The sequence below is a fragment of the uncultured Corynebacterium sp. genome (assembly GCF_946998835.1).
Classification (GTDB): Bacteria; Actinomycetota; Actinomycetes; order Mycobacteriales; family Mycobacteriaceae; genus Corynebacterium.
Genome location: NZ_CAMQAZ010000001.1, coordinates 17334 through 39668 on the forward strand (window position 1 = coordinate 17334; position 22335 = coordinate 39668).

The following is a 22335-nucleotide window of genomic DNA, read 5'->3' on the forward strand; positions in this document are numbered from 1 at the left end:
TTCCGGCCACCTCGGCCAGCCCGGCCAGCCCACGTGTGTCCATATTCTTTTACAGCTTCTCCATGGGCACGCCGCCGATTAGCATCATGCGGACCTTACCTGCGGAGCCAAAGTCAATCATCGCAGTTGCGCGGGGTGCGACCCCCTGGACTTCCAGCACCGTACCCAAGCCGTACTTGTCGTGAACAACCTTGTCACCGGGCTCTAAGTGGAGGACCTGATTCTTCTTCCGGGATGACGTACCCGAGCTGGTCGACCCACCCGAACCTGTGCCAAAGCCCGAGCTAGAGCCGAAGCCAGACGAGGAACCTCGGCCACGGCCAAAGGCGCTTCCCGCGCCGTAGCCACCGGAGCCATAACCTCCAGAATCTGCGCCCCAGCTGCGAGCCGGAGCATCACGCAGCCAGTCGATTAGATCGCTTGGCACCTCGCCCAGGAAGCGGGAGGGCGGATTGTTCTGTGGCGAGCCCCACGAGGAACGGGTCACTGCGCGCGTGAGGTACAGCTGCTTGCGAGCACGAGTGATACCGACATAGGCCAGGCGCCGCTCTTCGGCTAGTTCCTTCGGGTCGCCCAGCGCACGCAGGTGCGGGAATAGCCCGTCTTCCCAGCCGATGAGGAATACGACCGGGAACTCCAGGCCCTTGGCTGTGTGCAGGGTCATCAGCGTCACGACACCGGTGTCATCATCTGGGATTTGGTCCGCGTCCGCCACCAGCGAGACTCGCTCGAGGAATGCCTGCAGGCTTCCCGGCTCCGCCTCCCCATCGTTGTCGAAGTCAGCTGTGAAATCGCGTGCGAGCTCGGTGGCAATCCCAGATTCCACCTCGGACACGCCGCCAGCATCCGCTCCAGAAGCAGTCTCTTCATCTTCGTGCACATCAGCGCTGATATCCACCGACGACATCATCCGTGCCTCCGCAGAAAACTCCCGTGCAACGCTGACAAGCTCATTGAGGTTATCCAGACGGGTGGCATCTTGCGGATCATTGGAGCGCTCGAGCTCCGACTTATACCCGCTGCGATCAATAATCGCGTTGACCAAGTCACCGATATCAGCCAAGTCGCCGGATGCCATATCCGCTGCCAGGCCATCAATCATCTCGACGAATGCCGCCATCGCCTTTCGACTCCGCGCTGCCACCGCTGGCACCTTGCCCTCAGCTACCGCACGCAAGGCGGCGCCAAAAGAGCAACGCTCATCTTCGGCGTAGAGCGACACATGGGCAACCGCGCGGTCACCAATTCCGCGCCGCGGCGTATTGATAATGCGGCGAAGCGAAACATCATCGTCGAAGTTCTCAATCACCCGCAGGTACGCGACGATATCGCGTACTTCCTTGCGCTCATAGAACCTCGTACCACCAACCACCGTGTACGGCACACCCATGCGAATGAAGACATCCTCTAACGCACGGGAGGAATTATTGGTGCGGTAGAAAATCGCCACATCCGAGTACGAGTACGGCCCATAGTCGACCAATTGCTCAATCTCATTGGCAATAAACCGAGCCTCATCGTGCTCGTTGTCCGCCACGTATCCCTTAATCTTGCCGCCCTCACCGAGGTCGGTCCACAGCTTCTTCTCCCGGCGATTCTCATTGCGCGCAATCAACGCATTGGCCGCCGACAGAATCGTCTGCGTGGAACGGTAGTTCTGCTCCAGCAGAATCGACGTGGCCTCCGGATAGTCCGTCTCAAACTCCTCAATATTGCGAATAGTCGCACCACGGAAGGCATAAATGGACTGATCCGAATCACCCACCACACACAGCTCGCTCGGGGGCACATCTCCGCCAGGCTTGCCGACGAGCGCCGAGACCAGAACATACTGCGCGTGGTTGGTGTCCTGGTACTCGTCCACCAACACATGCCGGAAGCGGCGGCGGTAGTACTCCGCAACCTGTGGATGCTTGGTGAAAATCCGGACAACCTCACCAATCAGGTCGTCGAAATCCACGGCATTGGCCGCCCGCAGTCTGGCTTGATACTCCAGGTAGACCCGTGCAACAACATCATCAAAAGGATTGCGCGTCGTCGACGCGTCCGCGATGGCCTTCTCCGGGTCGATCAATTCATTCTTGAGATTAGAAATACGCGAAGAGAGCACCCGGCCGGTGAACTTCTTAGTGTCCAAGTCCATGTCTTTGGCAATCATGGACAGCAGCCGTCGGGAGTCATCCGAATCATAAATAGAGAAATTGGAATTAAGCCCCGGCACGAGCGCGTGCTGCATGCGCAGGATGCGCACACACATGGAGTGGAACGTGGAGACCCACATACGCCGCGCTTGGTCACCGACTAGGCCCGCCACGCGCTCGCGCATTTCAGCTGCAGCCTTATTAGTAAAGGTGATGGCCAAGATCTGACTCGGCAGCACTCCACGCGCACCAATCAGGTATGCGATTCTGCGCGTCAGCACAGCCGTCTTACCTGAACCGGCACCAGCCACAATCAACAGTGGCGACCCAATATGTTCCACTGCCTGGCGCTGCTGTGGATTCAACCCCTCCAGCAACGGCTCTGGATCAAAACTGGGCCCGAAACCGCCACCATAGCCTGCACCCGGCCCGCCAAAACCGGCGGCACCACCGGGCGAGCTATTGCTACCAGCTCCGGCGAAGTTGCCAAACCCACCATGGCCAGTGCCAGCACGATTGTCACCGCCATGATTGTCGCCACCATGACCATCGTCAGCATTGAAGGACCCGAACAGCATTCCAGTTTCATTTCCCATGATGGCTACTACAGTAGCCGAGCCCCCGGATTGGACTGTTCGAATCCTTTGGCACAATAAGAACTATGAGCGAAAACCCGGCGGACACTCCCACCGCACACACCGACACCTCCGACGGCGCTGAGCGCAGCCAGCAAGCTGCGGCGGTGTCCCCTTTCGAGGTCCGCACCCCCACCGGCACAGATGACCCATTGAGCTCTGCGGAAATCGAACAGTACCGCAAGGAAATCAACCGCCTCGACGGGCTGATTATCGATGCTATTCAGCGCCGCACCGCAATCAGCAAGGCCGTCGGCAAAACCCGCCTGGGATCTGGTGGCACGCGGCTCGTGCACGGCCGAGAGGTGCAGATTATCAACGAGTTCCGCGACGCACTTGGCCCAGAGGGACCGGCAATCGCGTCGGCTCTATTGCGCATGGGGCGCGGCCGCCTGGGCTAGCTCCCCCATCAGCTGCGTATCCAGCTAGCCTTCCAAGGAAATCAGCTTTTCCTCGAGAAACTCATTGATACCGGTAAAGCCGCCCTCACGGCCAAGACCGGACTGCTTGACACCGCCGAACGGCGCCGACGGGTCCGACAGCGAGCCCTTATTGACCGCAACCATGCCGGACTCCAATGCCTCCGCCGCACCGAGCGCCTTAGTCAGGTTCTCGCTGAACACATACGCAGCCAGACCAAAGATCGTGTCATTTGCCTGCTCAATCGCGTGCTCATCGTCCGTGAAGGTTGTCACTGCAACCACCGGACCGAAAATCTCTTCGCGGACAATATCCGCATCCTCGGGCACATCGGTCAGAACTGTGGGTTCGAAGAAGTAGCCGTCGGAAAGCACGCCTCCGAGATCCGGAATCTTGCCGCCACACTCAACCTTCGCACCGCGCTTGACCGCATCGTCGACTAGGTCACGGACCTTTTCCTGCTGATCGCGCAGCGCGAGTGGGCCAAGATCCGTGGCACGATCGGTACCCTCGCCCAACTTCAGTTCCGCAAAACGCTTGACGACGCCCTCGACGAACGCATCCTTCTTGGATTCATGAACAATGAAGCGGTTCGGGGCGATACATACCTGGCCGCCATTGCGGAGCTTGCCGTCGCTAACTGCCTGCACGGCCTTATCGACGTCGCCGTCGGAGAGAATGACAAACGGCGCGTTGCCTCCGAGCTCAAGGGAGACCTTCATCGAGGTCTCCGCAGCCTTGGCTGCGAGCATCTGGCCGACTTCGGTGGAGCCGGTGAAAGTGAATTTGCGCAGGCGATCATCGGATAGCAGGGCCGAGACATTGGACGAGTGCCCCGTCGGCAGGACGGAGACGACACCTGCGGGGACGCCGGCTTCGACAAGCAGCTTGCCGAGGTAGAGCATGGTCAGCGGGGTCTTGGACGCGGGCTTAATGATGATTGGGCAACCTGCGGCGAGGGCTGGAGCGATCTTGCGTGTACCCATAGCCAGCGGGAAGTTCCACGGCGTAATAGCTAGCACCGGACCGACCGGCTGGTTAATAACCGCGACTCGCGAGGTTCCGTTCGGGGAGATTCGGTAATCACCGGAGATACGCACGGCTTCCTCGGCGAACCAGCGGAAGAACTCACCGCCGTAAGAAACTTCGCCCTTGGAATCCGGTAGTGCGCGTCCCATCTCCAGGGACTGCAGCTGGGTCAGCTTGTCTGCGTCGCGGCGAATGAGCTCAAAAGCGCGGTAAAGGATTTCGCTGCGTTTGCGGGGCGGGATTGCCTTCCACTCCGCCTGGGCTGCGACGGCGTCGTCAAGCGCCTGCTTCGCGTCCTCTTCAGTGGCAGAAGCGACCTTGACCAGTGGTTTGTCGGTGGCGGGGTTAATGACGTCGAAGGTCTCACCGTTCGACGCAGCGCGGAACTCGCCGCCGAGGAGAAGACCTGTGGGGACATCTTTGAGGATGTTGTCGTAATCAGGAGTGAAATCAGTCATATTTTCCAGGGTAGGCGTGGAGGCGAATCTCGTCAGAACTATTCCCATCGGCACTCCTTCATATCTAGGAAGCAATAGCCAAAAGGAGTAAGCGAACGAGATTAGCCGCCAAAAACTTGGACTTATAAAACAAAATTACCCCTCCTTTCCCACCCCTTTCACCGCTTTACAACACCTCCATATTGGGGGATGTTAGTTCTTTTTCCATACTCAAAACCCCGAGAAAGCCCTCAACAAAGTTAACCCTAAAGTGGCAATTGAAGGTGTTACACCAGTGTTCACCTCAAGCGTTTTTCCTGGTCAGACAAACTTAGCCGAGCGCACAGTGTGCTTTATTGCGATATGGTAACAATCGCCATATGACAACTGGACCTATCCTGACGTCGGCATCAACCTAGTTCACCAATCGTTCACGAGTTCGCAATATATCCATAAGCATAACTACTTCTAGGGGTAACTAAATAGACACCCAGACCCCGATGAAGAAGCTGGCTGCCTGCGGATGGCGACCCCATCGACGATTTCTCAGCAAGGAAATTGCATGCGCATAAATAAGAAGATTGCGTCAGTGGCCTCGGCAGGCGTGCTACTGATTAGCGGTGCCGTCGTTCTGCCACAAGCCATGGCTGCAAACAAGACAGCAACCATGTCGGTGACCTGTACTGCGAGTGACATCCCCCTTATCGGTAGTACCGACTTCAGCGTGGGCGATGTCAACATCAATGTCGAGGCGCCAGAAAAAGTCACGGTCGGCGAAGAGTTCGAAACTACGTTTTCGATTGATCCCGTCAAAGCTGATCTGTCAGGCCTTCCTATGGGAGCCACCATTACAGAGGCTTGGCGGCTAAAGCTCGATCTGCAGCTTCCTCCGAACCTGACTAACGTCACCACCTCAATTGACGAATCCAATGCAAACTTGAAGGGCATCAAGGCTCTAAAGGTGAACGACAGCGGAAACGTCGATCCCAACGGTGAATTCATCCGTCTGACAAGTGCAGATAACGCCACCATTGGAAATGGTCCAAACTCAAAGTCTGCCCCCGGCGGTGTCAGCTACCGTCCTTCCGGGAAAACTCTCGAGCTTTCATTCCCTACAATCACGCTCAAAGCAACGGCCACCGCTCCTGGCAACCTGGATTTCGGTGTCCGCACCAAGGGCCAAGCTGGCTCTCACAACAATGACCAGAACTTCCTGACCCTCGGTGCATCGGTCAAGGTTTCGGTATTCAAGCCGAATGTAACTGCTCGTTGTTCTCCACGTACTGCGGCAGACGCACCACTCGATGAGCGCGCATCCCGCTTGATTTCAATTGAGGCCGAAGACCAAAAGCCGGCACAGGACACCTCTGTTGCCCTGACTGCCCCGGAGGCCACAGCGGGCAAGCCCACCGAACTGACCGCCACCGTCTCCCCTGCTGAAGCAACCGGCACCGTCGTGTTTAAGTCCGGTTCCATGACCTCCGCCGCAATTGAGGTGGAAAACGGCAAGGCCACAACCCAGATGACCTTCCCGGAGGCCGGCACCCACCCGGTCACCGCAACCTTCACTCCAGCCGATGCCGCGAAGTTCAACGCTTCCTCGGGTCAGCAGGACATCACCGTCGAAGGCCAGGACGCAGGCCTGCAGCTGCAGGCTCCTGACACCGTCAACGCCGCCGATGGTACCGTCGATGTCACCGCAAAGGTCGATGCCAACGCTGAGGGCACCGTCGAGTTTTCGCTTGGCGACGGCTCCGTCGTCAGCCAAAAGGTCACCAACGGTGAAGCAACTGCGTCACTGCCCATTGGTGATGCAACTGGCGCCTCCGAATTGAAGGCAGTGTTCAAGCCTGCAACCGGTTCTCCGTTCAAGACTGCAACTGCGACGAAGAACGTCACTATTGAGGCCGCGGCCCACACGACCATGGCTCTGACTGCAGAGGGTGAGGCCACCGTCGGTCAGCCAGCAACTGTGGTTGCCCATATCACTCCGTCGGAAGGCACTACTGAGGCCAAGGGCGAAGTGACCTTTACATACGACGGCGCAGAAAACAAGGTCGAGGTACAGGACAACAAGGCTGTTCTCGAACTGACTCCTGAAACTGCGGGCGAGTTGGTCATTACCGCCAACTACGCTCCTGTCGACCGCACCCAGAGTGCCGCTACCGCAGAGACCACCCTGACCGTTGCAGAGAAGGTAGACCCCCAGGCTAGTGTTTCCCTCAATGTCGCTCTTCCGGGGTCGATTGAAAAGGGTAAGCCGGTCGATGCAACTGTGACCGTTACCCCAGATAACGCCACGGGCACGGTATCGACGATGGTGGAAGGTAAGAAGGTCGAGGCTGAGGTCGTCAACGGCACCGCTACGCTGCCACTGACCTTCACCGAGACCGGTGCTAAGAGGCTGACGTTCACCTTCACCCCAACCGATGCCAAGAAGTTCACCGATGCCTCCAACTCCGCAGACATCACTGTCACGGATCCGGGCGAAGTCATGCCGGAAGAGCCTGGTGAACCGGGCGAGTCGGGTGAGCCGGGCGACAACCAAGGCGACGACACTCCAGGTGACGAAGCTCCGACTATCCCCGAGGAGATCAACGACGTAGTCATCACCCCGGGTGAGGCCCTTCAGGGTGACATCGTTCTCGGCAAGGTCGAGGGTAAGACGGCAAATGTCACCGTCGCAGATGCCGACGGCAAGGGTGTGTTCGGCACGCTGAAGGTGCTTGTCGACGGCAAGCCTGCCCAGCTCAACGGCGAGGACGCTGAAATCAGCGTCGTCGGCGGCAAGGCCAAGTGGATTATGGACATCTTCGACGCGGGTAAGCATGTCGTGACTCTGCAGTTCTTCGACACTAACAGCGTACTGAAGGGTTCGAAGAACGTCGAGGTCAACGTCCGAAACGTTGAAGTTGATCCCAGCAATATCTCCAACTAAGCGACACAGTAGTAGACGCTGATACAGAAAAGAGTTGACACAATGCGATTTTCCAAGCGCATTCCTGCAACTGTGCTCGCAGTTGCGACAGCCAGCGCTCTAGTCCTGGCTCCGGCTACAACCGGTTCTCCGTTCGCTCCGCAGGCACAGGCTCAGGAGCAGTCCTCCCCAGCTTCGCCTATCTCAAAAACTGTTAACACCGGTGCTCCCGCCACGACTGTCTGGGGCGGAAAACTCGATACGGATCTCAGTAACTTCGGATCAGTATCGGTTTCCTACCCGGAAAACGTTGAGGCAGGCGAAACCTTCGAGGTCACCATCCAGCCGGGTGCTTTGAGCACAAAACGCGAGCAGATTGGTCGTATCAAGTACGACATTGCTCTTCCGGCGAATGCGGCCATCACCAGCATGACCGCTTCCGACGGCAGCGGATTTGGCACCATCGGTCGCAGCTCCACCACTGCCTACACGGTCATTCGGGTGGATAAGGATGGCAACCCAAGCGCAAGCGGCGCATACGCACGCATTACCTCGACGAACCACCAGACAGTCAATAATGGCCCCAGCTGGCACAACAATGACCCCAAGGCGGGACTGTCGGTACCTGCGAACACTCCGTTCCAGCTGCCAAAGGTGACCTTCACCCTTCAAGCTCCGGCTGAAACTGGCTCCATCGTCTTTGGCCTGCGCGGCGCAGGCCAGCCTGCAGGCCCCAAGAACGATACGAACATCGAAAACACCATGTCCTTCGCGGAAGATGGCACCTGGAAGAACGATGCGGTTTACGTCAACGCCGGCGCAGCTGGCGCTGAGCTGCTCAAGGTCAATGTGGTGAAGTCCGACATTGTCTCCCAGGTCTCTTTGAATCAGGCCAATCTAACCTCGACCACACCAAATGAGAACAGCAAGCTCCCCGTCAGTCTGGAAGCACGCGCCACCCGTCAGAAGGACGATTCACCGCTTCCCAATGATGCGACCGTGCAGTTCCAGTCCCGCACCGCTGATGGACAGTGGACCAATATTGGCGATCCAGTGACCATCGACGGCAACTTGGCTCGGACCACCGTTGAGATTGACGACGTGGACGGCGAAGTTTTCTTCCGCGCTGTCGTTGCCGAATACACGACTCCGAATGGTTTCAAGGTTCTATCGTCGGAAAGCGACGAGAAGTCCGTCACCGTAACTGCGGAGAACAAGACCACCGTCACCCTTGGTGAGGTTCCCGAAAGCGTCGAGCCGGGCGTCGAGGTACCTCTGACGGCGACCTACACCGTCGATGGTCGCCCGCTGCCGGAGGGCACCACGCCGGTTGTCGTTTTCAAGGCCAACGGTGAGGAAATCGGTCAGGCAGAGGTCGACGAGGAGGGCAACGCCACTCTGAACTACACGTTCGACGCAGCTTCCGAAGCGCCAGTCGAAATCACTGCCGAAGTTGCTGAGATTGTCGATGCCAACGCCGGTAATCGAACTTGGCCCGCGGCAGCTTCCGGCGCGAAGACCATTAACGTCAAGTACAACCAGCGCGAATCCACCACCACCATCACCTCCCCTGCTGAAGGCGAGAACATGGGCACAGGATTCAAGGACATCACCGCCCGCGTGGATGTCGCCGATGACAGGCCAATCGGTGACGACGCGAAGGTTGAGTTCTGGGTCTACAACGAGGACTTCTCAGAGGGCCTCAACATGGGCGAAGGCAACAACAACGGCGACGGGACCTTCACCATCAGCCGCCCCTTCGCACCGGGCGCCAGCCGCATCGAGGCACGCTTCCTAGGCTCCGCGACTGCGCTGCCATCGACTAGTGCCCCGGTCAACGTCACTGCTGACGAGGTCCGCATCACTGTCTCCGACAAGTCCGACACCACCTGGGACTCCGCCACCAAGACAGATGTCACCATCGGCGACGAGACCGACCTGAAGGTCACCGTCACCCATTCCGATTCGCAGAGCGTTAACCGACAGCCAGTAAAGACCGGCCAAGTCGAGTTCTACATCGGCGAAGAAAAGATTGGCGAGCACACGCTTTCCGACGCCGACAACGGTGTGGCCGCAATTAAGTACGACTTCGCAGACAAGTCGGGCGAGCAGGTCGTTGTCGCAAAGTACCTGGGTGTAAACAATGCCCAGAACCAGGTCGGCATCGAGCCTTCCGAGTCCTCGTTCACCTTCAACCTGGCAAAGAAGGCCCACGACACTAAGACCGCAGTCTCTGCCGAGTGGTCCGACGAAACACCAGTTGAGGGTGATAACCCGGCAGACATCTCGGCTACGGTCACCGATGCTGAGGGCAACCCCGCCCCTGCTGGAATCAAGGTCGAGTTCTTCAACGGCGAAAACACCCTGGGAACTGCTACCACCGACGAAAACGGTGTGGCCACACTTAGCGATGTGACGCTGTCCAACGACGATCACACAATCAAGGCTGTCGTAGAAGAGCAGGAAGTCGACGAGAAGCTCCACTCTGCTAGCGAAGGTACCGCGAAGCTGAGCAAGCGCGAGGTTCCAGCTGAGCAACCAGAAACACCGGAGGAGCCGGACACCCCTGAGAATCCGGCCGACCCCGAGGCCCCGGACGCTCCTGAGGAACCAGGCACGCCGGACAACCCGGACCAACCAGGCACCCCTGAGGATCCGGCCGACCCTGAGGTACCTCAGCCAGATCCGAATGAGCCACCGGTCGCCGAGCCGGAGAACCCGGGCACCCCTGAGGACCCGACTGACGCTGAGGAACCAGGTACATCGGAAGACCCGACCGTCATCGATATCCCGGCCCCAACCTGGGTAGACCCATCCGCGGCTGATCCACAGCGATGTGGTGAACCCGCCTTCGTAGAGATTCCAGAAACCGACGGAGTCGAATACGAAATTAACGGTAAGGCTGTCGATGCCGGCAAGCACGAGTATGGATTCAATGGACCGGAGGAGGTAAAGGTCACCGCTAAGCCTCGCGATGGTTATGCCTTCAGCGATGATGCGGTCACAGAGTGGACCTGGCGCACCGATGGCATCGAAGAGTGCCCTCCGGTTACCCCAGGCGACGATAAGCCGGGCACGGACAAGCCAGGTACCGACAAGCCGGGCACCGACACCCCAGGCACCGATAAGCCGGGCACGGACAAGCCAGGTACCGACAAGCCGGGCACCGACACCCCAGGCACCGATAAGCCAGGTACCGATAAGCCAGGTACCGACAAGCCAGGCACCGATAAGCCGGGCACCGACACCCCAGGCACCGATAAGCCAGGTACCGACAAGCCGGGTACCGACACCCCAGGCGGCGACAAGCCGGGCACCGATAAGCCAGGTACCGATAAGCCGGGCGACAATGACGGTAAGGGCCAGTCCTCGGCATCTCAGCCGTCTGTTGCAGGGTCATCGAACGGATCCAGCAGCAGCTCTAGCACAGGCAATGGCAGTGGGATGTCGTCCAGCAGCTCTTCGAAGTCGCAGTCCAACGCAGAATCTAACGCTAAGTCCGAATCTGCAAAGTCTTCGTACGGCAGCCTGGCCAAGACCGGTGTAACCGCCGTAGCGTCGATGCTTGGCATCGCAGCAGTGGCAGTCATCATCGGCATCGCTTTGATGGCTATCCGCCGCAAGAACGATGACAGCTAAGCACAACTAGCTGGCCAGTTCCCCCTCCTCGCAGCGCACATCGCGTCTTGCAGGAGGGGGTTCTTCGTCTCCGGCGCAAGTCACAAAAGGCAACTAAGCTGGTGCGTATAAGTGCTTCGAAAAGTCGAATAAGGGAGCAGGAATGACCGTAGATATCACCGCAACCGAACAGTGGGCTCAGCTAGCTAAGCGCGTGGACAATGTCCGCGCTACCTCGCTGCGTGAGCTCTTCGCCAATGAAGAGGGCCGCGCTGAGAAGCTGACTTTCGATGCGGGCACTCTCCACGTTGATCTCTCCAAGAACTTAATGTGCCTCGACGGTTTCGCCGAGCTGGTTGACCTCGCTCGCACCGCTGGCATCGAGGAAGCACGCGAGAAGATGTTCCGCGGCGACAAAATTAACTCCACCGAGAACCGCTCCGTCCTGCACACCGCACTGCGCCTGCCAGCAGAGGAAAATCTGACCGTCGGCGATCAGGACGTCGCGGCTGACGTGCATGAAGTCCTCGGCCGCATGCGCGACTTCGCTCGCAGCCTGCGCAGTGGAGACTGGCTGGGCTACACGGGCCACACCATTAAGACTGTGGTCAACATCGGCATCGGTGGCTCCGACTTGGGCCCGGCAATGGTGACCAAGGCACTGCGCACCTACGCCACCGCCGGTATTGATGCCCGCTTTGTCTCCAACGTTGACCCGTCCGACCTGCAGGCAGTTCTGGATGAGGTCGATCCAGAGTCGACGCTGTTCATCGTCGCTTCCAAGACTTTCACCACGCAGGAGACGCTCTCCAACGCTCACGCAGCTCGCCGCTGGCTGATTCAGCAGCTGGGTAGCGAAGATGCCGTCGCCAAGCACTTCGTCGCCGTTTCCACCAATGCCGAGAAGGTCGCCGAGTTCGGCATCGACACCGAGAACATGTTTGGTTTCTGGGATTGGGTCGGTGGTCGCTACTCCGTCGACTCTGCCATCGGCCTGTCGATTATGGCCGTAGTCGGCCCAATGGACTTCATGCGCTTCCTGCAGGGCTTCCGCGCAATGGATGAGCACTTCCTCACCACCCCGTTGGAGCAGAACGTGCCGGTGCTGATGGGCATGCTGAACGTCTGGTACTCCAACTTCCTCGACGCTCAGTCGCATGCCGTGCTGCCCTACTCCGAGGACCTCTCCCGCTTCCCGGCATACCTGCAGCAGCTCACCATGGAATCGAACGGCAAGTCCGTGCGTACCGACGGCAAGAGGGTGGACTACAACACTGGAGAAATCTTCTGGGGTGAGCCGGGAACGAACGGCCAGCACGCTTTCTTCCAGCTCCTCCACCAGGGCACCCGCCTGGTTCCGGCTGACTTCATCGGCTTTGCTCGCCCCCGCCAGGACCTGCCGACGGCATCTGGCGAAGGTTCCATGCACGATCTGCTGATGAGTAACTTCTTCGCACAGACCAAGGTGCTGGCCTTCGGTAAAACCGCAGAGGAAATCCGCGCAGAGGGCGTTGCCGAGGAGCTCGTAGAGCACAAGGTCATGCCGGGTAACCGCCCGACCACGACCATCATGGCCGAGGAACTGACTCCGGACGCTGTCGGTGCGCTGATTGCGCTGTACGAGCACATCACTTTCGTCGAGGGCATTGTCTGGGGCCTGAACTCCTTCGACCAGTGGGGCGTGGAGCTGGGTAAGCAGCAGGCCGGTGACCTGCTGCCTGCGGTCACCGGTGAAGTGGCACCGGATTCGGGCGACGCCTCCACCGATGCGCTGCTGACGTGGTACCGCGACAAGCGCTAACGTCTTCTGCCCAATTGGCCTAGATAGCTAAAAGTCCGCCCTCGGCTTGAACGGATTGAAATGATTCTCGCTGAGGGCGGACTTTTGTTATTCGTATCAGGCCTAAACCTTCACCGCGTAGCCGTCAGCGCGGTAGCCCTTGACAATCTCCTTGCCGAATGGGAAGCACGTCACCGGAATCATCTTGACGTTGGCCACCGCCAGCGGAATGCCCACAATGGTGACGGCCTGCGCGGCTGCCGTCGCGATGTGGCCGATGGCCAGCCACAGGCCAGCGATAAGGAACCAGATTACATTCATCACACCGGCGCTGACGGCACCGACCGCGCCCCGATCGGAACGCTCCACCACAGAACGCCCAAACGGCCACAGTGCATAAGAAGCCATGCGGAACGAGGCCACGCCAGCAGGAATGGTGACAATCAAGATACAAGCAAGAATGCCGAAGAAAATGTAGCCCAGAGCAAGCCACAGGCCACCGAACAACAGCCAAATGATATTCAGCAAAGTCTTCATGCCACCGAGTGTAGTCAGCCCGCGCAATCAGCATGTGGTGTCAACACAGCTCAACTAATGTCCGCTCAAAGACGCGCACAAAGCACATGGGCCCACCCCGACTGCAGTGAGGATGGGGCGCGGCATCCCGTCGTAAAGCGAGGGCGAGAAAAAGCTAATAGTATTTAAGACATGTCTGCCTACATTGAAGATGATGTTCTTGCCTATCGACTTGCCGTGGGTGCCAGTGAAATTCTCAAAGGCGTCCGCAACGTAGGCCTGCTGCGTGGCCGCATTCTGGGAGATGCCGGCGACGCACTGGCGCAGGAGTGGATTGCCCGCGTGTTGGAGCAGCACCGCCCCAACGACGGGCTGCTGTCGGAAGAAGCCGCCGATAACCGCGAACGCCTGGATTCCAAGCGCGTGTGGATCATCGACCCGCTCGATGGCACTCGCGAGTTCGCTTCGGGTCGTCAGGACTGGGCAGTTCACGTCGCACTGGTAGAGGACGGCCAGCCGACGCACGCGGCTGTTGGTCTGCCGGATCTCGGCCAGGTTTTCCACACCAGCGAGGCTAAGGCCGTGCAGGGACCGCGCGCGGGCAAGATTGTTGTTTCCCGCACGCGTCCACCGGCTGTGGCGAAGTATGTCGCTGAAAAGCTGGACATAGAGCTGGTAGAGATGGGCTCCGCCGGCGCAAAGGCAATGCACGTGCTGCTCGGTGACTATGACGCGTACATCCACGACGGCGGCCAGTACGAGTGGGACTCGGCAGCGCCGGTGGGTGTTGCGAAGGCAGCAGGCCTGCACATCAGTCGCCTGGATGGTTCTGAGCCGACGTACAACAACGTCGACACGTTCCTGCCGGATATGCTGTTCTGCCGCCCCGATATGTCGGAGGAAATTCTGGCAGCAGTGAAGGAATTCAAGGATCAAGAACAGAAATAGGTAAGCTAGAGCGGCTATGACCGACTCCACTGACACCACGACGCACGACAATCAGGGCATCAAAACTCCGTACGAGGATTTGTTGCGCGAAATCCTCGCTGACGGAGCCGCTAAATCCGACCGTACTGGCACGGGCACTCGCTCGGTGTTCGGCCGCCAGTTGCGCTTTGATTTGAGCGAGGGCTTTCCGCTGATTACCACCAAGAAGGTCCATCTGAAGTCCATCGTGTACGAGCTGCTGTGGTTCCTGCGCGGCGATTCGAACGTCCGCTGGCTGCAGGATAACGGCGTGACTATTTGGGACGAGTGGGCAGACGACAACGGTGACCTCGGTCCGGTCTATGGCGTGCAGTGGCGCTCCTGGCCCACTCCGGACGGGCACCACATCGACCAGATTGCGCAGGCCCTGGAGACCCTGAAGTCCAACCCGGATAGCCGCCGAAATATCGTCAGCGCGTGGAATGTCTCTGAGATTTCCAACATGGCGCTGCCTCCATGCCATCTGCTGTTCCAGTTCTACGTCGCCGATGGCAAGCTCAGCTGTCAGCTCTACCAGCGCAGTGCGGACATGTTCTTGGGCGTGCCGTTTAACATCGCCTCCTACGCGCTGCTGACGCACATGATGGCGCAGCAAGCGGGCTTGGATGTCGGCGAGTTCATCTGGACTGGCGGCGATTGCCACATTTACGACAACCACATTGAGCAGTGCGAGCTCCAGGTTTCCCGTGAGCCGCGCCCCTACCCCACGCTGCAGCTGCGGAAGGCTGACAGCATTTTCGACTACGCTTACGACGACATCGAAGTCATCGGCTACGACCCTCATCCTCTCATTCGCGGTCAGGTGGCCGTCTAAGTCAGCGAAAGGTGAGTGTCGACATGAGTGCGTCGAGTGCGTCCACTGCTTCCACCAGCTCAAGGCCAGCTTTTGTGGGGATGATTTGGGCACAGTCCCGAGCCGGCATTATCGGCGACGGCGCCACCATGCCCTGGCATTTGCCCGAAGATCTGCAGCACTTCAAAACAACCACGATGGGTGCGCCGGTCATCATGGGGCGTCGCACGTGGGATTCGCTAAATCCCAAGTTCCGTCCGCTCCCCGGCCGTCGCAATATCGTCCTGTCGCGCTCCATGTCCGATTTCCCCGGAGCCGAATCCGCAACCAGTCTCGAAGCTGCACTCGCGGCCGTCGCTGATGAGCCCGCGGCGTGGGTTATCGGAGGCGGGCGCGTCTATCGGGACGCACTTTCGCTTGCCGACGAATGCGTGGTCACCGACATTGATACGGATGTCAGTGTTCCGGTACCTGTCATGGCCCCGGATCTCTACGACTGGGTTCGTGTTGAGGATGGCCCGTGGCAGACATCAACGACCGGCCTGCGCTACCGCTTCTGCACGTGGCGGCGTCGCGAGGACTAGCTGCCCTGTAAATAGTCCCTGCCGGATTTCTGGCGAGTATCCGAGGAGGAGCTGTTGATGGTGCGATATTACACAATGGAATACCGCAATGGAATATCGCCCCTGGGCTTCGCGTTGAATTGGGTATGACTGATGTGAAGACTCCACAGACCACCGAACATGTAACCATTTACGCTGCGGCCTGGTGCCCTTTCTGCCAGAACCTGATTGCTGGCCTGAAGGAAAACGGCACTCCGTTTGAGGCCTGGGATGTCGAAAAGCACGAGGACCTGTCGAAGTGGGTTGAGTCCGTCAATGACGGTAACCGCGTTGTTCCGACCGTGCTGTACTCCGACGGTGAGCATGCCACGAACCCGTCGGTTGAGGAAGTCACTGCAAAGTACGCTGAGCTGTCTGACAAGTAAGAAACCAAGTAAGTAGAAAAGCCGAGCCCCACTTTCGGGACTCGGCTCTTTATGTTCACGTGCGACCAGTCATCCCACTAGTCGTACATCCAGCACTACTCCAGATCGTCGTGTGCCATCAGCTGACGAGCGGCCTCAGTAATAGAGCCGGACAGCGACGGGTAGACGGAGAAGGAGCTGGCCAGATCATCGACCGTGAGCTGATTGGAGACACACACTGCAATCGGCAGAATCAGCTCAGAGGCGGTCGGAGCGACCACCACGCCGCCGATAATCATGCCGGAGTTCTTGCGGCAGAACAGCTTGACGAAGCCGTGGCGCAGCGAACGCATCTTCGCACGCGGGTTACCTGCCAGCGGGAATACCTCCACGCGTGCGGAAACCTCCCCGGACTCAATCTGTGCCTGGGAGACGCCGACGGTTGCAATCTCTGGGCGGGTGAACACTGCAGAGGAGACGGTGCGCAGCCGAATCGGCGATACGCCTTCACCAAGTGCGTGGTACATCGCAATACGGCCCTGCATAGCTGCGACAGAGGCCAGCGGAAACAGGTCGGTGCAGTCACCGGCCGCGTAGATGCCCGGTACGTTGGTGCGCGAGACACGGTCAACGTGAATGTGACCCGACGGGGTAGTTTCCACGCCGCAGGCATCCAGGCCGAGGTCAGCGGTGTTCGGAATCGAGCCGACGGTCATCAACGCGTGGGAGCCGAAGACCTCACGGCCGTCGGAAGTGACAACGCGGACGCCGCCGTCCTCAGTGCGCTCGACAAGGTCACAACGAGCGTTCTTGACCACGTCCACGCCGCGCTCCAGCAGGACCTCCTCCAGGGCATCTGCAGCGTCGGCATCCTCGTGCGGCAGAATGCGATCACGGGAAGCGACCATGGTGACCTTCACACCCAGCTCGGTGAACGAAGACACGAACTCAGCACCGGTCACGCCAGAACCGACGACGATGAGGTGCTCGGGCAGCTCCTCCAGTTCGTAGACCTGACGCCAGGTCAAAATACGCTCACCATCCGGGATAGCGCCCGGTAGAATTCGCGGGGAGGCACCGGTGGATACCAACACCAGGTCAGCTTCCAGAGTGACCTCGCCGCCCTCTAGCAGATCAACAGTGACGTAGTGAGTCACACGGCCCGGGTCGTGGTCATCGAGACGACCGCGGCCCTGCAGCATCTTGATACCTTCGCGCTCCATCTGGGCGCGAACATCGTCGGACTGCTGCTGCGCCAGACGCTTAACGCGCTCGTTGACCGCAGTGAAGTCGATCTTTCGCTGAGAGAAGTCCGGGCGCAGACCCATCTCGTCCGCTCGGCGCATATCAGTACGAACACCGGTCGCCGCGATGAAGGCCTTAGAGGGAACGCAATCCCACAGGACGGAAGAACCGCCCATACCGGCATCCTCAACCACAGTGACTTCAGCACCGTACTTGGCGCCAACCAAGGCTGCCTCGTAGCCGGCTGGGCCGCCGCCAATGATTACGATCCTCTGTGCCACAAATCCTCCAAAGTTGCCGCAAATATCACAATGTAACTATCGCGGGAGGCATTTTCCCCGCTTTGCCCCATAGTCTAACGGACAGCCATGGTTGACTGCGCGCCGTCTTCATAGCGGGCGACGATGCCGGCGAAGAGTTTCACACCAACGCCCAGGCAGCGCTCGTCCACAATCAGGTCATCTCGGTGTAGATCATGCTTGTCTCCGCGTCCTGACCAGCAGCCCAAACGAGCCATTGCACCCGGGACGTGCTCGAGATACCAGCCGAAGTCTTCGCCGCCGGACGACTGCGGAGCCTGGATGACAGCATTCTCATCAACTCGTCGCACCGCTTCCGCAATTAGGGCGGTGCAGTATTCGTCGTTAAGCACGGGCGGCACGCCGCGTTCGTAATTGATGGTGCATTCGGCACCTGTTGGGGCGAGGACCTGTTCAATGAGTTCGCGCACGAGCGGATCGATGGCACGCCAGGTTGTGATGTCTGCGGTGCGCAGGGTGCCGCTGACGCTGCCTTCCGACGGGATCGCGTTGTGCGCATAGCCGGAGTGAACGGAGCCAAAAGTGAGCACGGTGCCAGTGCGCGGGTCGACGCGTCGGGACAGCAGACCGGGCAGATCGACAATCAATTTGCCCAGCGCATAGACAACATCGGCTGTCATCTGTGGACGTGAAGTATGTCCACCGGGACCGTGCACCTGAATCTCCAGCGTGTCCGCCGCGGAGGTGATGGCACCTGTGCGCACGCCAACGTGACCGACGCGCAGTTTCGGCTCACAGTGGACTGCGAAGATACGCTCCACTCCGTCAAGCGCGCCGGCCGCGATAACTTCGGGCGCGCCGCCGACCATGACTTCCTCAGCTGGTTGGAAGATGAAACGCAGAGGAGTCGGCAGTGTGTGCTTTTCGTGGTACTCAGCCATCGCCAACGCCGTTGCAAGCGTAATCGTGGTGTGAAAATCGTGCCCACAGGCATGCATGACACCGTCGTTCGTGCTGGCAAACTCCAGCCCGGTGGTCTCCGTAATTGGCAGCGCGTCTATGTCACCGCGAAAGGCGAGGCGCCCCGGGCGTTCACCGCCCGCTTCGCTGTCTGCGAGTTCAACCTCACCAATATCGACCATCAGGCCAGTATTGGGAAATAGCACCGGTTTCAGCCCCGCGGCACGCAGCTTCTCCTCCACGAAGGCCGTGGTGGCATGCTCCATGTGGGATAGCTCCGGGTGCGCATGAAGATGCCGCCGCCACTCGATAATCTCGTTCGCGTGCTCGGCCCACCAGTGCTTAATAAACTCCTCAATCACAACTCTCAAGTGTAAGCACTCTCCGAATAGGCCGTAACAAGAGGCCTAACGACGGCTGCGCCAGCGCCAGCAGCAGCCGACAACTGTGTGTGCCTCAGCACTGGTGGTGCGCGAACAAACCGAGGTCACATCTTCCCCATTGGCCACTGCAGCTATCAGGTGTTTCACATTCGGGCGAAGTTTGCGATGATAAAAGTCATGTCCGGCAATGGCACACCCAAGTCTCTGCGCATTTCCATCATCATTGTGGCCACAGCGCTCGTGGTCGTCATCGGCATCGCCATCGGCCTGTCGCTGAACATCAACAATGCCCCCAAGCAGCCGGAGGTACCCTCCGCCTCGCAGGGAACTACATCCAAGTCAACGCAGTCCCCTTCCCCGTCAACGACTACGTCGAAATCCTCCGAGACGTCGTCAAGCACGTCGAGCACCACTTCTACGCCATCCACTACGACGAGTTCCGAGCCGACGTCGACTTCAGCGGGACAGGATTTCGGTACCGGACGCTCCGACTTGGACGGACTGGGTTTTGTGCGCAGCTCTGCACGCTGCGACAGTGGCGACCGCGCATTTGCCGTGATTGCCACTGAACAGAGCATCAAGGCCGCTGCCTGTGAGACACGCTCGGGCGAGAAGTACTACCGCTCAGACACGCCACAGGGTTCCGGATCGATGGAAATCATCGTCGACGAGGGCGACCGCATCGTGGCGCGCAACGGCTCGTACAAGTACCAGATGTCCCCTGACGGACTTCTTGTGACCAAGGACAACGTGATCATCAAGAAGTACGCGGCAGAGGCCTGGGGTACTGCTTAAGAGGTCAACTTAAAGATCAATGTTGCGGGGGCCGTAGAGGCGGTCACCCGCATCTCCCAGACCTGGAACGATGTAGGCATCTTCATTGAGGTCCGGGTCCACCACGGTGGTAACAAGGCGCACTGGCAAACCCGACTCCTTCAAGGCATCGACGCCTTGCTGCGCAGAGATGATGCAGACTGCAGTGATGTTGTCCGCGCCGCGATCCACGAGCAACTTCAACGCGTGCAGCAGTGAACCACCGGTTGCCAGCATCGGGTCGACCAGGAAGACAGTACGCCCGGACAGGTCCTCCGGCAGTGCCTCGAGGTACGGCACTGGCTGATGGGTTTCCTCATCGCGCGCCAAGCCAATGAATCCCACCTGCGCATCCGGAATCATCGACAGCGATGGGTCAATCATGCCGAGTCCCGCGCGGATGACGGGAACGATAATCGGTGGGTCCTGCAGACGGTAACCCGGCGCAGTAGTAATCGGGGTCTGAACATCGAAGTTATCGACAGGCAGCTGACGACTTGCCTCATAAATCAGCATTGCGCCCAGGTCGGCCAACGCCGCACGGAAGCCCGCGTTATCGGTGCGCTCGTCGCGCAGAATGGTCAAACGTGACTGTGCCAAGGGATGGTTGACAACGGTAATCTCCATGCCTTCCAAAATACATTGGTTTGCTTTTGCCGCTGCGGTGTCAACCTGTCAATGCGCTCAAATGAGTTTCATAAAAATGGACCCGAATCAAAATGGAACCGAATCGGCCTTTTTCGCGCCTAACAATACGAGGGCTTTTTATTGCGTCCGGTTCATGTAGATCGAGTCATCGCTAAGTCCATTTGCTATCTCAGCCGTCGTCCGCGCCCCAGTTAGTCGTTCTGTCTGCAGTGCTGCGTTCGGCATCCTCCGCGAATTTCTCAGAGAGGCCGTCAATCTTGCTACGTCCATCACCACACAGCATCCACAACCCGTCGTTTCTTTCCCCTGCCACCAGCAGCGATGCCTCAACGTTCACGCTGGTACCAGAGCTCATGTCCGCAAACGCCACGCAGCTTGACGCATTGTCGCAACAGGCCAACGGCACCGACTTGGATATCGGCGCGCTAACCCCGCTTGTCGACGTCCCGTTTGTCGGCCCCTTCTGTCAGGCTGCGGCCACCGCTCTACAACGCCAGCGCGAGCACGTGACCGAGCTAAACGCATATGGTGCCAGCGCCGCTCGAGCATTGACCGATCTGGTCTACGCGGTGTCCTCTGCTGAAGATGCCAGCACACATGCACTACAGGCCATTTCACCGGAGACAGGCACTGCTGTAGATCGCGGAACTGGTGGTGTGTGATGCTTCCCACCGCCCTATTGACTGAGGTGCCCAGCACAATCGCGCAACAGCTGAGCCCTGCCATCGCTCCTGCACTGGCAGGACTTGCTACCGCAGCCATCCCGGCGGCTAGTACTGCCTGGCATTCGGTCGCGAATTCTGTTGAGCGCAACTGGGTCGATGGCATGGGAGCTGGTTCCGGCGCTGCAGGCGCGAGCCTCAAACGGGCCGCGCAAGCGGCCGCAGATTTGGAAACACGCGCCGGAACGATTGACAGGGATATTGCTAGCGGGCTGGACGCAGTGATGTCCGCGGCTGCTGACCTGGCCCGGATTGCCGCAGACTTCGTCACGTCGGCTATGCGCTCGTTGACCGCTACTGCCGCAGGCCCTGCGGGCTTTGCGGCCGCGGGTGCCAGCTTGGTTGCAGCTGCCAGTTCCGCCATCTCGCAGGCCATTGAGCGGCTAAAGAGATTGGAAAAAGAGCTGAGCCCTCTGGCGCAGTCGCTCATGCGACAAGCCTGCACCACAGTGGGAACTCCCGCCCCACCGCGGCCGGCGCAGTTGGAGGCTCCAGCAACAGCTCACGCAGCACTCGCTTCTACCGGTACCGCGGGTGATTCAGCAGCATCAACCGATTCAAGCAGTGTCCCGGTAGCAGCGGATGCAGGTTCTGGTGCACCGACACCAGAGGCCCAGGCCGCGGTGAAGGCTGCCCTCAGCGCCGTCGGCACGCCCTATGGTTGGGGCGGCAGCACTCCGGGGCAAGCACTCGACTGCTCGGGCTTGACTCATTGGGCTTATGGGCAAGCTGGTGTCGATATTCCCCGTACCGCCGAAGCGCAGGCCATCGGCAGGCAGGTGGGCCAGGATGAACTTTTGCCCGGCGACCTTGCAGTGTGGGATGGCCATGTTGCCATGGTTGTCGGCGACGGCAAGATGGTCGAAGCTGGCGATCCAGTGCAGGTCAATCCGGTGCGAACCACCAACATTGGTATGCCGTTTAAGGGTTTCTACCGCCCGACGGGATAGTGCTGTGGGTATCTGAGTCGTAAAACTTCTAAGATAGGAATACGCAAACTTGCCGCCCACGGGGTAGCTGCGAGTATGACAACTTTTTAGTTTTAATAATCACCGACAAGCAGA

Annotated in this window: 18 protein-coding genes; 11 read left to right on the forward strand and 7 right to left on the reverse strand. The window is 59.2% G+C overall.

Features of this window, described 5'->3' with window-relative positions; all coding sequences use genetic code 11:
• Positions 1-49 precede the first annotated feature (49 nt).
• Positions 50-2737 carry a UvrD-helicase domain-containing protein gene (locus Q0U90_RS00080; RefSeq protein WP_297449878.1) on the reverse strand — a complete coding sequence of 896 codons (2688 nt, stop codon included), beginning with the start codon at positions 2735-2737 and terminating at the stop codon, positions 50-52.
• A gap of 65 nt (positions 2738-2802) precedes the next feature.
• On the opposite strand from Q0U90_RS00080, the gene Q0U90_RS00085 reads away from it, so the two are divergent.
• Positions 2803-3177, forward strand: a complete 375-nt coding sequence (locus Q0U90_RS00085) for a chorismate mutase (protein WP_297449881.1) — start codon at positions 2803-2805, stop codon at positions 3175-3177.
• Positions 3178-3201: 24 nt separating this feature from the next.
• Here the strand turns inward: Q0U90_RS00085 and Q0U90_RS00090 are convergent, their stop codons facing one another.
• Positions 3202-4683: an NAD-dependent succinate-semialdehyde dehydrogenase gene (locus tag Q0U90_RS00090; protein WP_297449883.1), complete on the reverse strand. Its 1482-nt coding sequence runs from the start codon at positions 4681-4683 to the stop codon at positions 3202-3204.
• A 541-nt stretch (positions 4684-5224) separates the two neighbouring features.
• Between Q0U90_RS00090 and Q0U90_RS00095 the strand changes: the two genes are divergently transcribed.
• The 3 genes from Q0U90_RS00095 (at position 5225) to pgi (ending at position 12998) form a co-directional block, all read left to right on the forward strand.
• Complete coding sequence (locus Q0U90_RS00095; protein ID WP_297449885.1) at positions 5225-7600, forward strand: Ig-like domain repeat protein; 2376 nt, start codon at positions 5225-5227, stop codon at positions 7598-7600.
• A gap of 42 nt (positions 7601-7642) precedes the next feature.
• Complete coding sequence (locus tag Q0U90_RS00100) at positions 7643-11218, forward strand: hypothetical protein (RefSeq protein ID WP_297449887.1); 3576 nt, start codon at positions 7643-7645, stop codon at positions 11216-11218.
• Positions 11219-11360: 142 nt separating this feature from the next.
• Positions 11361-12998 carry a glucose-6-phosphate isomerase gene (gene pgi, locus Q0U90_RS00105; RefSeq protein WP_297449889.1) on the forward strand — a complete coding sequence of 546 codons (1638 nt, stop codon included), beginning with the start codon at positions 11361-11363 and terminating at the stop codon, positions 12996-12998.
• Positions 12999-13100: 102 nt separating this feature from the next.
• On the opposite strand, the gene Q0U90_RS00110 is transcribed toward pgi, so the two are convergent.
• Positions 13101-13514: a YccF domain-containing protein gene (locus tag Q0U90_RS00110; RefSeq protein WP_297449891.1), complete on the reverse strand. Its 414-nt coding sequence runs from the start codon at positions 13512-13514 to the stop codon at positions 13101-13103.
• Between the two features lie 171 nt (positions 13515-13685).
• On the opposite strand from Q0U90_RS00110, the gene Q0U90_RS00115 reads away from it, so the two are divergent.
• From Q0U90_RS00115 to Q0U90_RS00130, 4 genes are all read left to right on the forward strand, one after another.
• The gene (locus Q0U90_RS00115) at positions 13686-14441 is read left to right on the forward strand and encodes a 3'(2'),5'-bisphosphate nucleotidase CysQ (protein WP_297449892.1); all 756 of its coding nucleotides are present in this window, start codon (positions 13686-13688) and stop codon (positions 14439-14441) included.
• Positions 14442-14457: 16 nt separating this feature from the next.
• Complete coding sequence (locus Q0U90_RS00120) at positions 14458-15294, forward strand: thymidylate synthase (RefSeq protein WP_297449894.1); 837 nt, start codon at positions 14458-14460, stop codon at positions 15292-15294.
• 23 nt (positions 15295-15317) lie between these two features.
• Complete coding sequence (locus Q0U90_RS00125) at positions 15318-15857, forward strand: dihydrofolate reductase (RefSeq protein WP_297449896.1); 540 nt, start codon at positions 15318-15320, stop codon at positions 15855-15857.
• A 125-nt stretch (positions 15858-15982) separates the two neighbouring features.
• Entirely contained in the window at positions 15983-16261 is a 279-nt protein-coding gene (locus tag Q0U90_RS00130; RefSeq protein ID WP_297449899.1) for a mycoredoxin, read from the forward strand.
• Between the two features lie 95 nt (positions 16262-16356).
• On the opposite strand, the gene Q0U90_RS00135 is transcribed toward Q0U90_RS00130, so the two are convergent.
• Together Q0U90_RS00135 and Q0U90_RS00140 are read right to left on the reverse strand one after the other, a co-directional pair.
• The gene (locus Q0U90_RS00135; RefSeq protein WP_297449901.1) at positions 16357-17766 is read right to left on the reverse strand and encodes an NAD(P)H-quinone dehydrogenase; all 1410 of its coding nucleotides are present in this window, start codon (positions 17764-17766) and stop codon (positions 16357-16359) included.
• A gap of 74 nt (positions 17767-17840) precedes the next feature.
• Positions 17841-19067: a M20 family metallopeptidase gene (locus tag Q0U90_RS00140; protein WP_297449903.1), complete on the reverse strand. Its 1227-nt coding sequence runs from the start codon at positions 19065-19067 to the stop codon at positions 17841-17843.
• 198 nt (positions 19068-19265) lie between these two features.
• Here Q0U90_RS00140 and Q0U90_RS00145 point away from each other — a divergent pair, with 198 nt between their 5' ends.
• A complete protein-coding gene (locus Q0U90_RS00145) occupies positions 19266-19883 on the forward strand; it encodes a hypothetical protein (RefSeq protein WP_297449905.1) in 618 nt (205 codons plus the stop codon).
• A gap of 9 nt (positions 19884-19892) precedes the next feature.
• Here Q0U90_RS00145 and upp read toward each other — a convergent pair whose 3' ends face one another.
• Complete coding sequence (gene upp, locus Q0U90_RS00150; RefSeq protein WP_297449907.1) at positions 19893-20528, reverse strand: uracil phosphoribosyltransferase; 636 nt, start codon at positions 20526-20528, stop codon at positions 19893-19895.
• 190 nt (positions 20529-20718) lie between these two features.
• Positions 20719-20904: a hypothetical protein gene (locus tag Q0U90_RS00155; RefSeq protein WP_297449909.1), complete on the reverse strand. Its 186-nt coding sequence runs from the start codon at positions 20902-20904 to the stop codon at positions 20719-20721.
• Here Q0U90_RS00155 and Q0U90_RS00160 point away from each other — a divergent pair.
• Together Q0U90_RS00160 and Q0U90_RS00165 are read left to right on the forward strand one after the other, a co-directional pair.
• On the forward strand, positions 20903-21211 hold the full coding sequence (locus tag Q0U90_RS00160; RefSeq protein WP_297449912.1) for a hypothetical protein: 309 nt from the start codon (positions 20903-20905) through the stop codon (positions 21209-21211). The two genes, Q0U90_RS00155 and Q0U90_RS00160, sit on opposite strands and share 2 nt — an antisense overlap.
• The gene (locus tag Q0U90_RS00165) at positions 21211-22221 is read left to right on the forward strand and encodes a C40 family peptidase (RefSeq protein WP_297450140.1); all 1011 of its coding nucleotides are present in this window, start codon (positions 21211-21213) and stop codon (positions 22219-22221) included. The genes Q0U90_RS00160 and Q0U90_RS00165 overlap by 1 nt, the downstream gene beginning before the upstream one ends.
• Positions 22222-22335 lie beyond the last annotated feature (114 nt).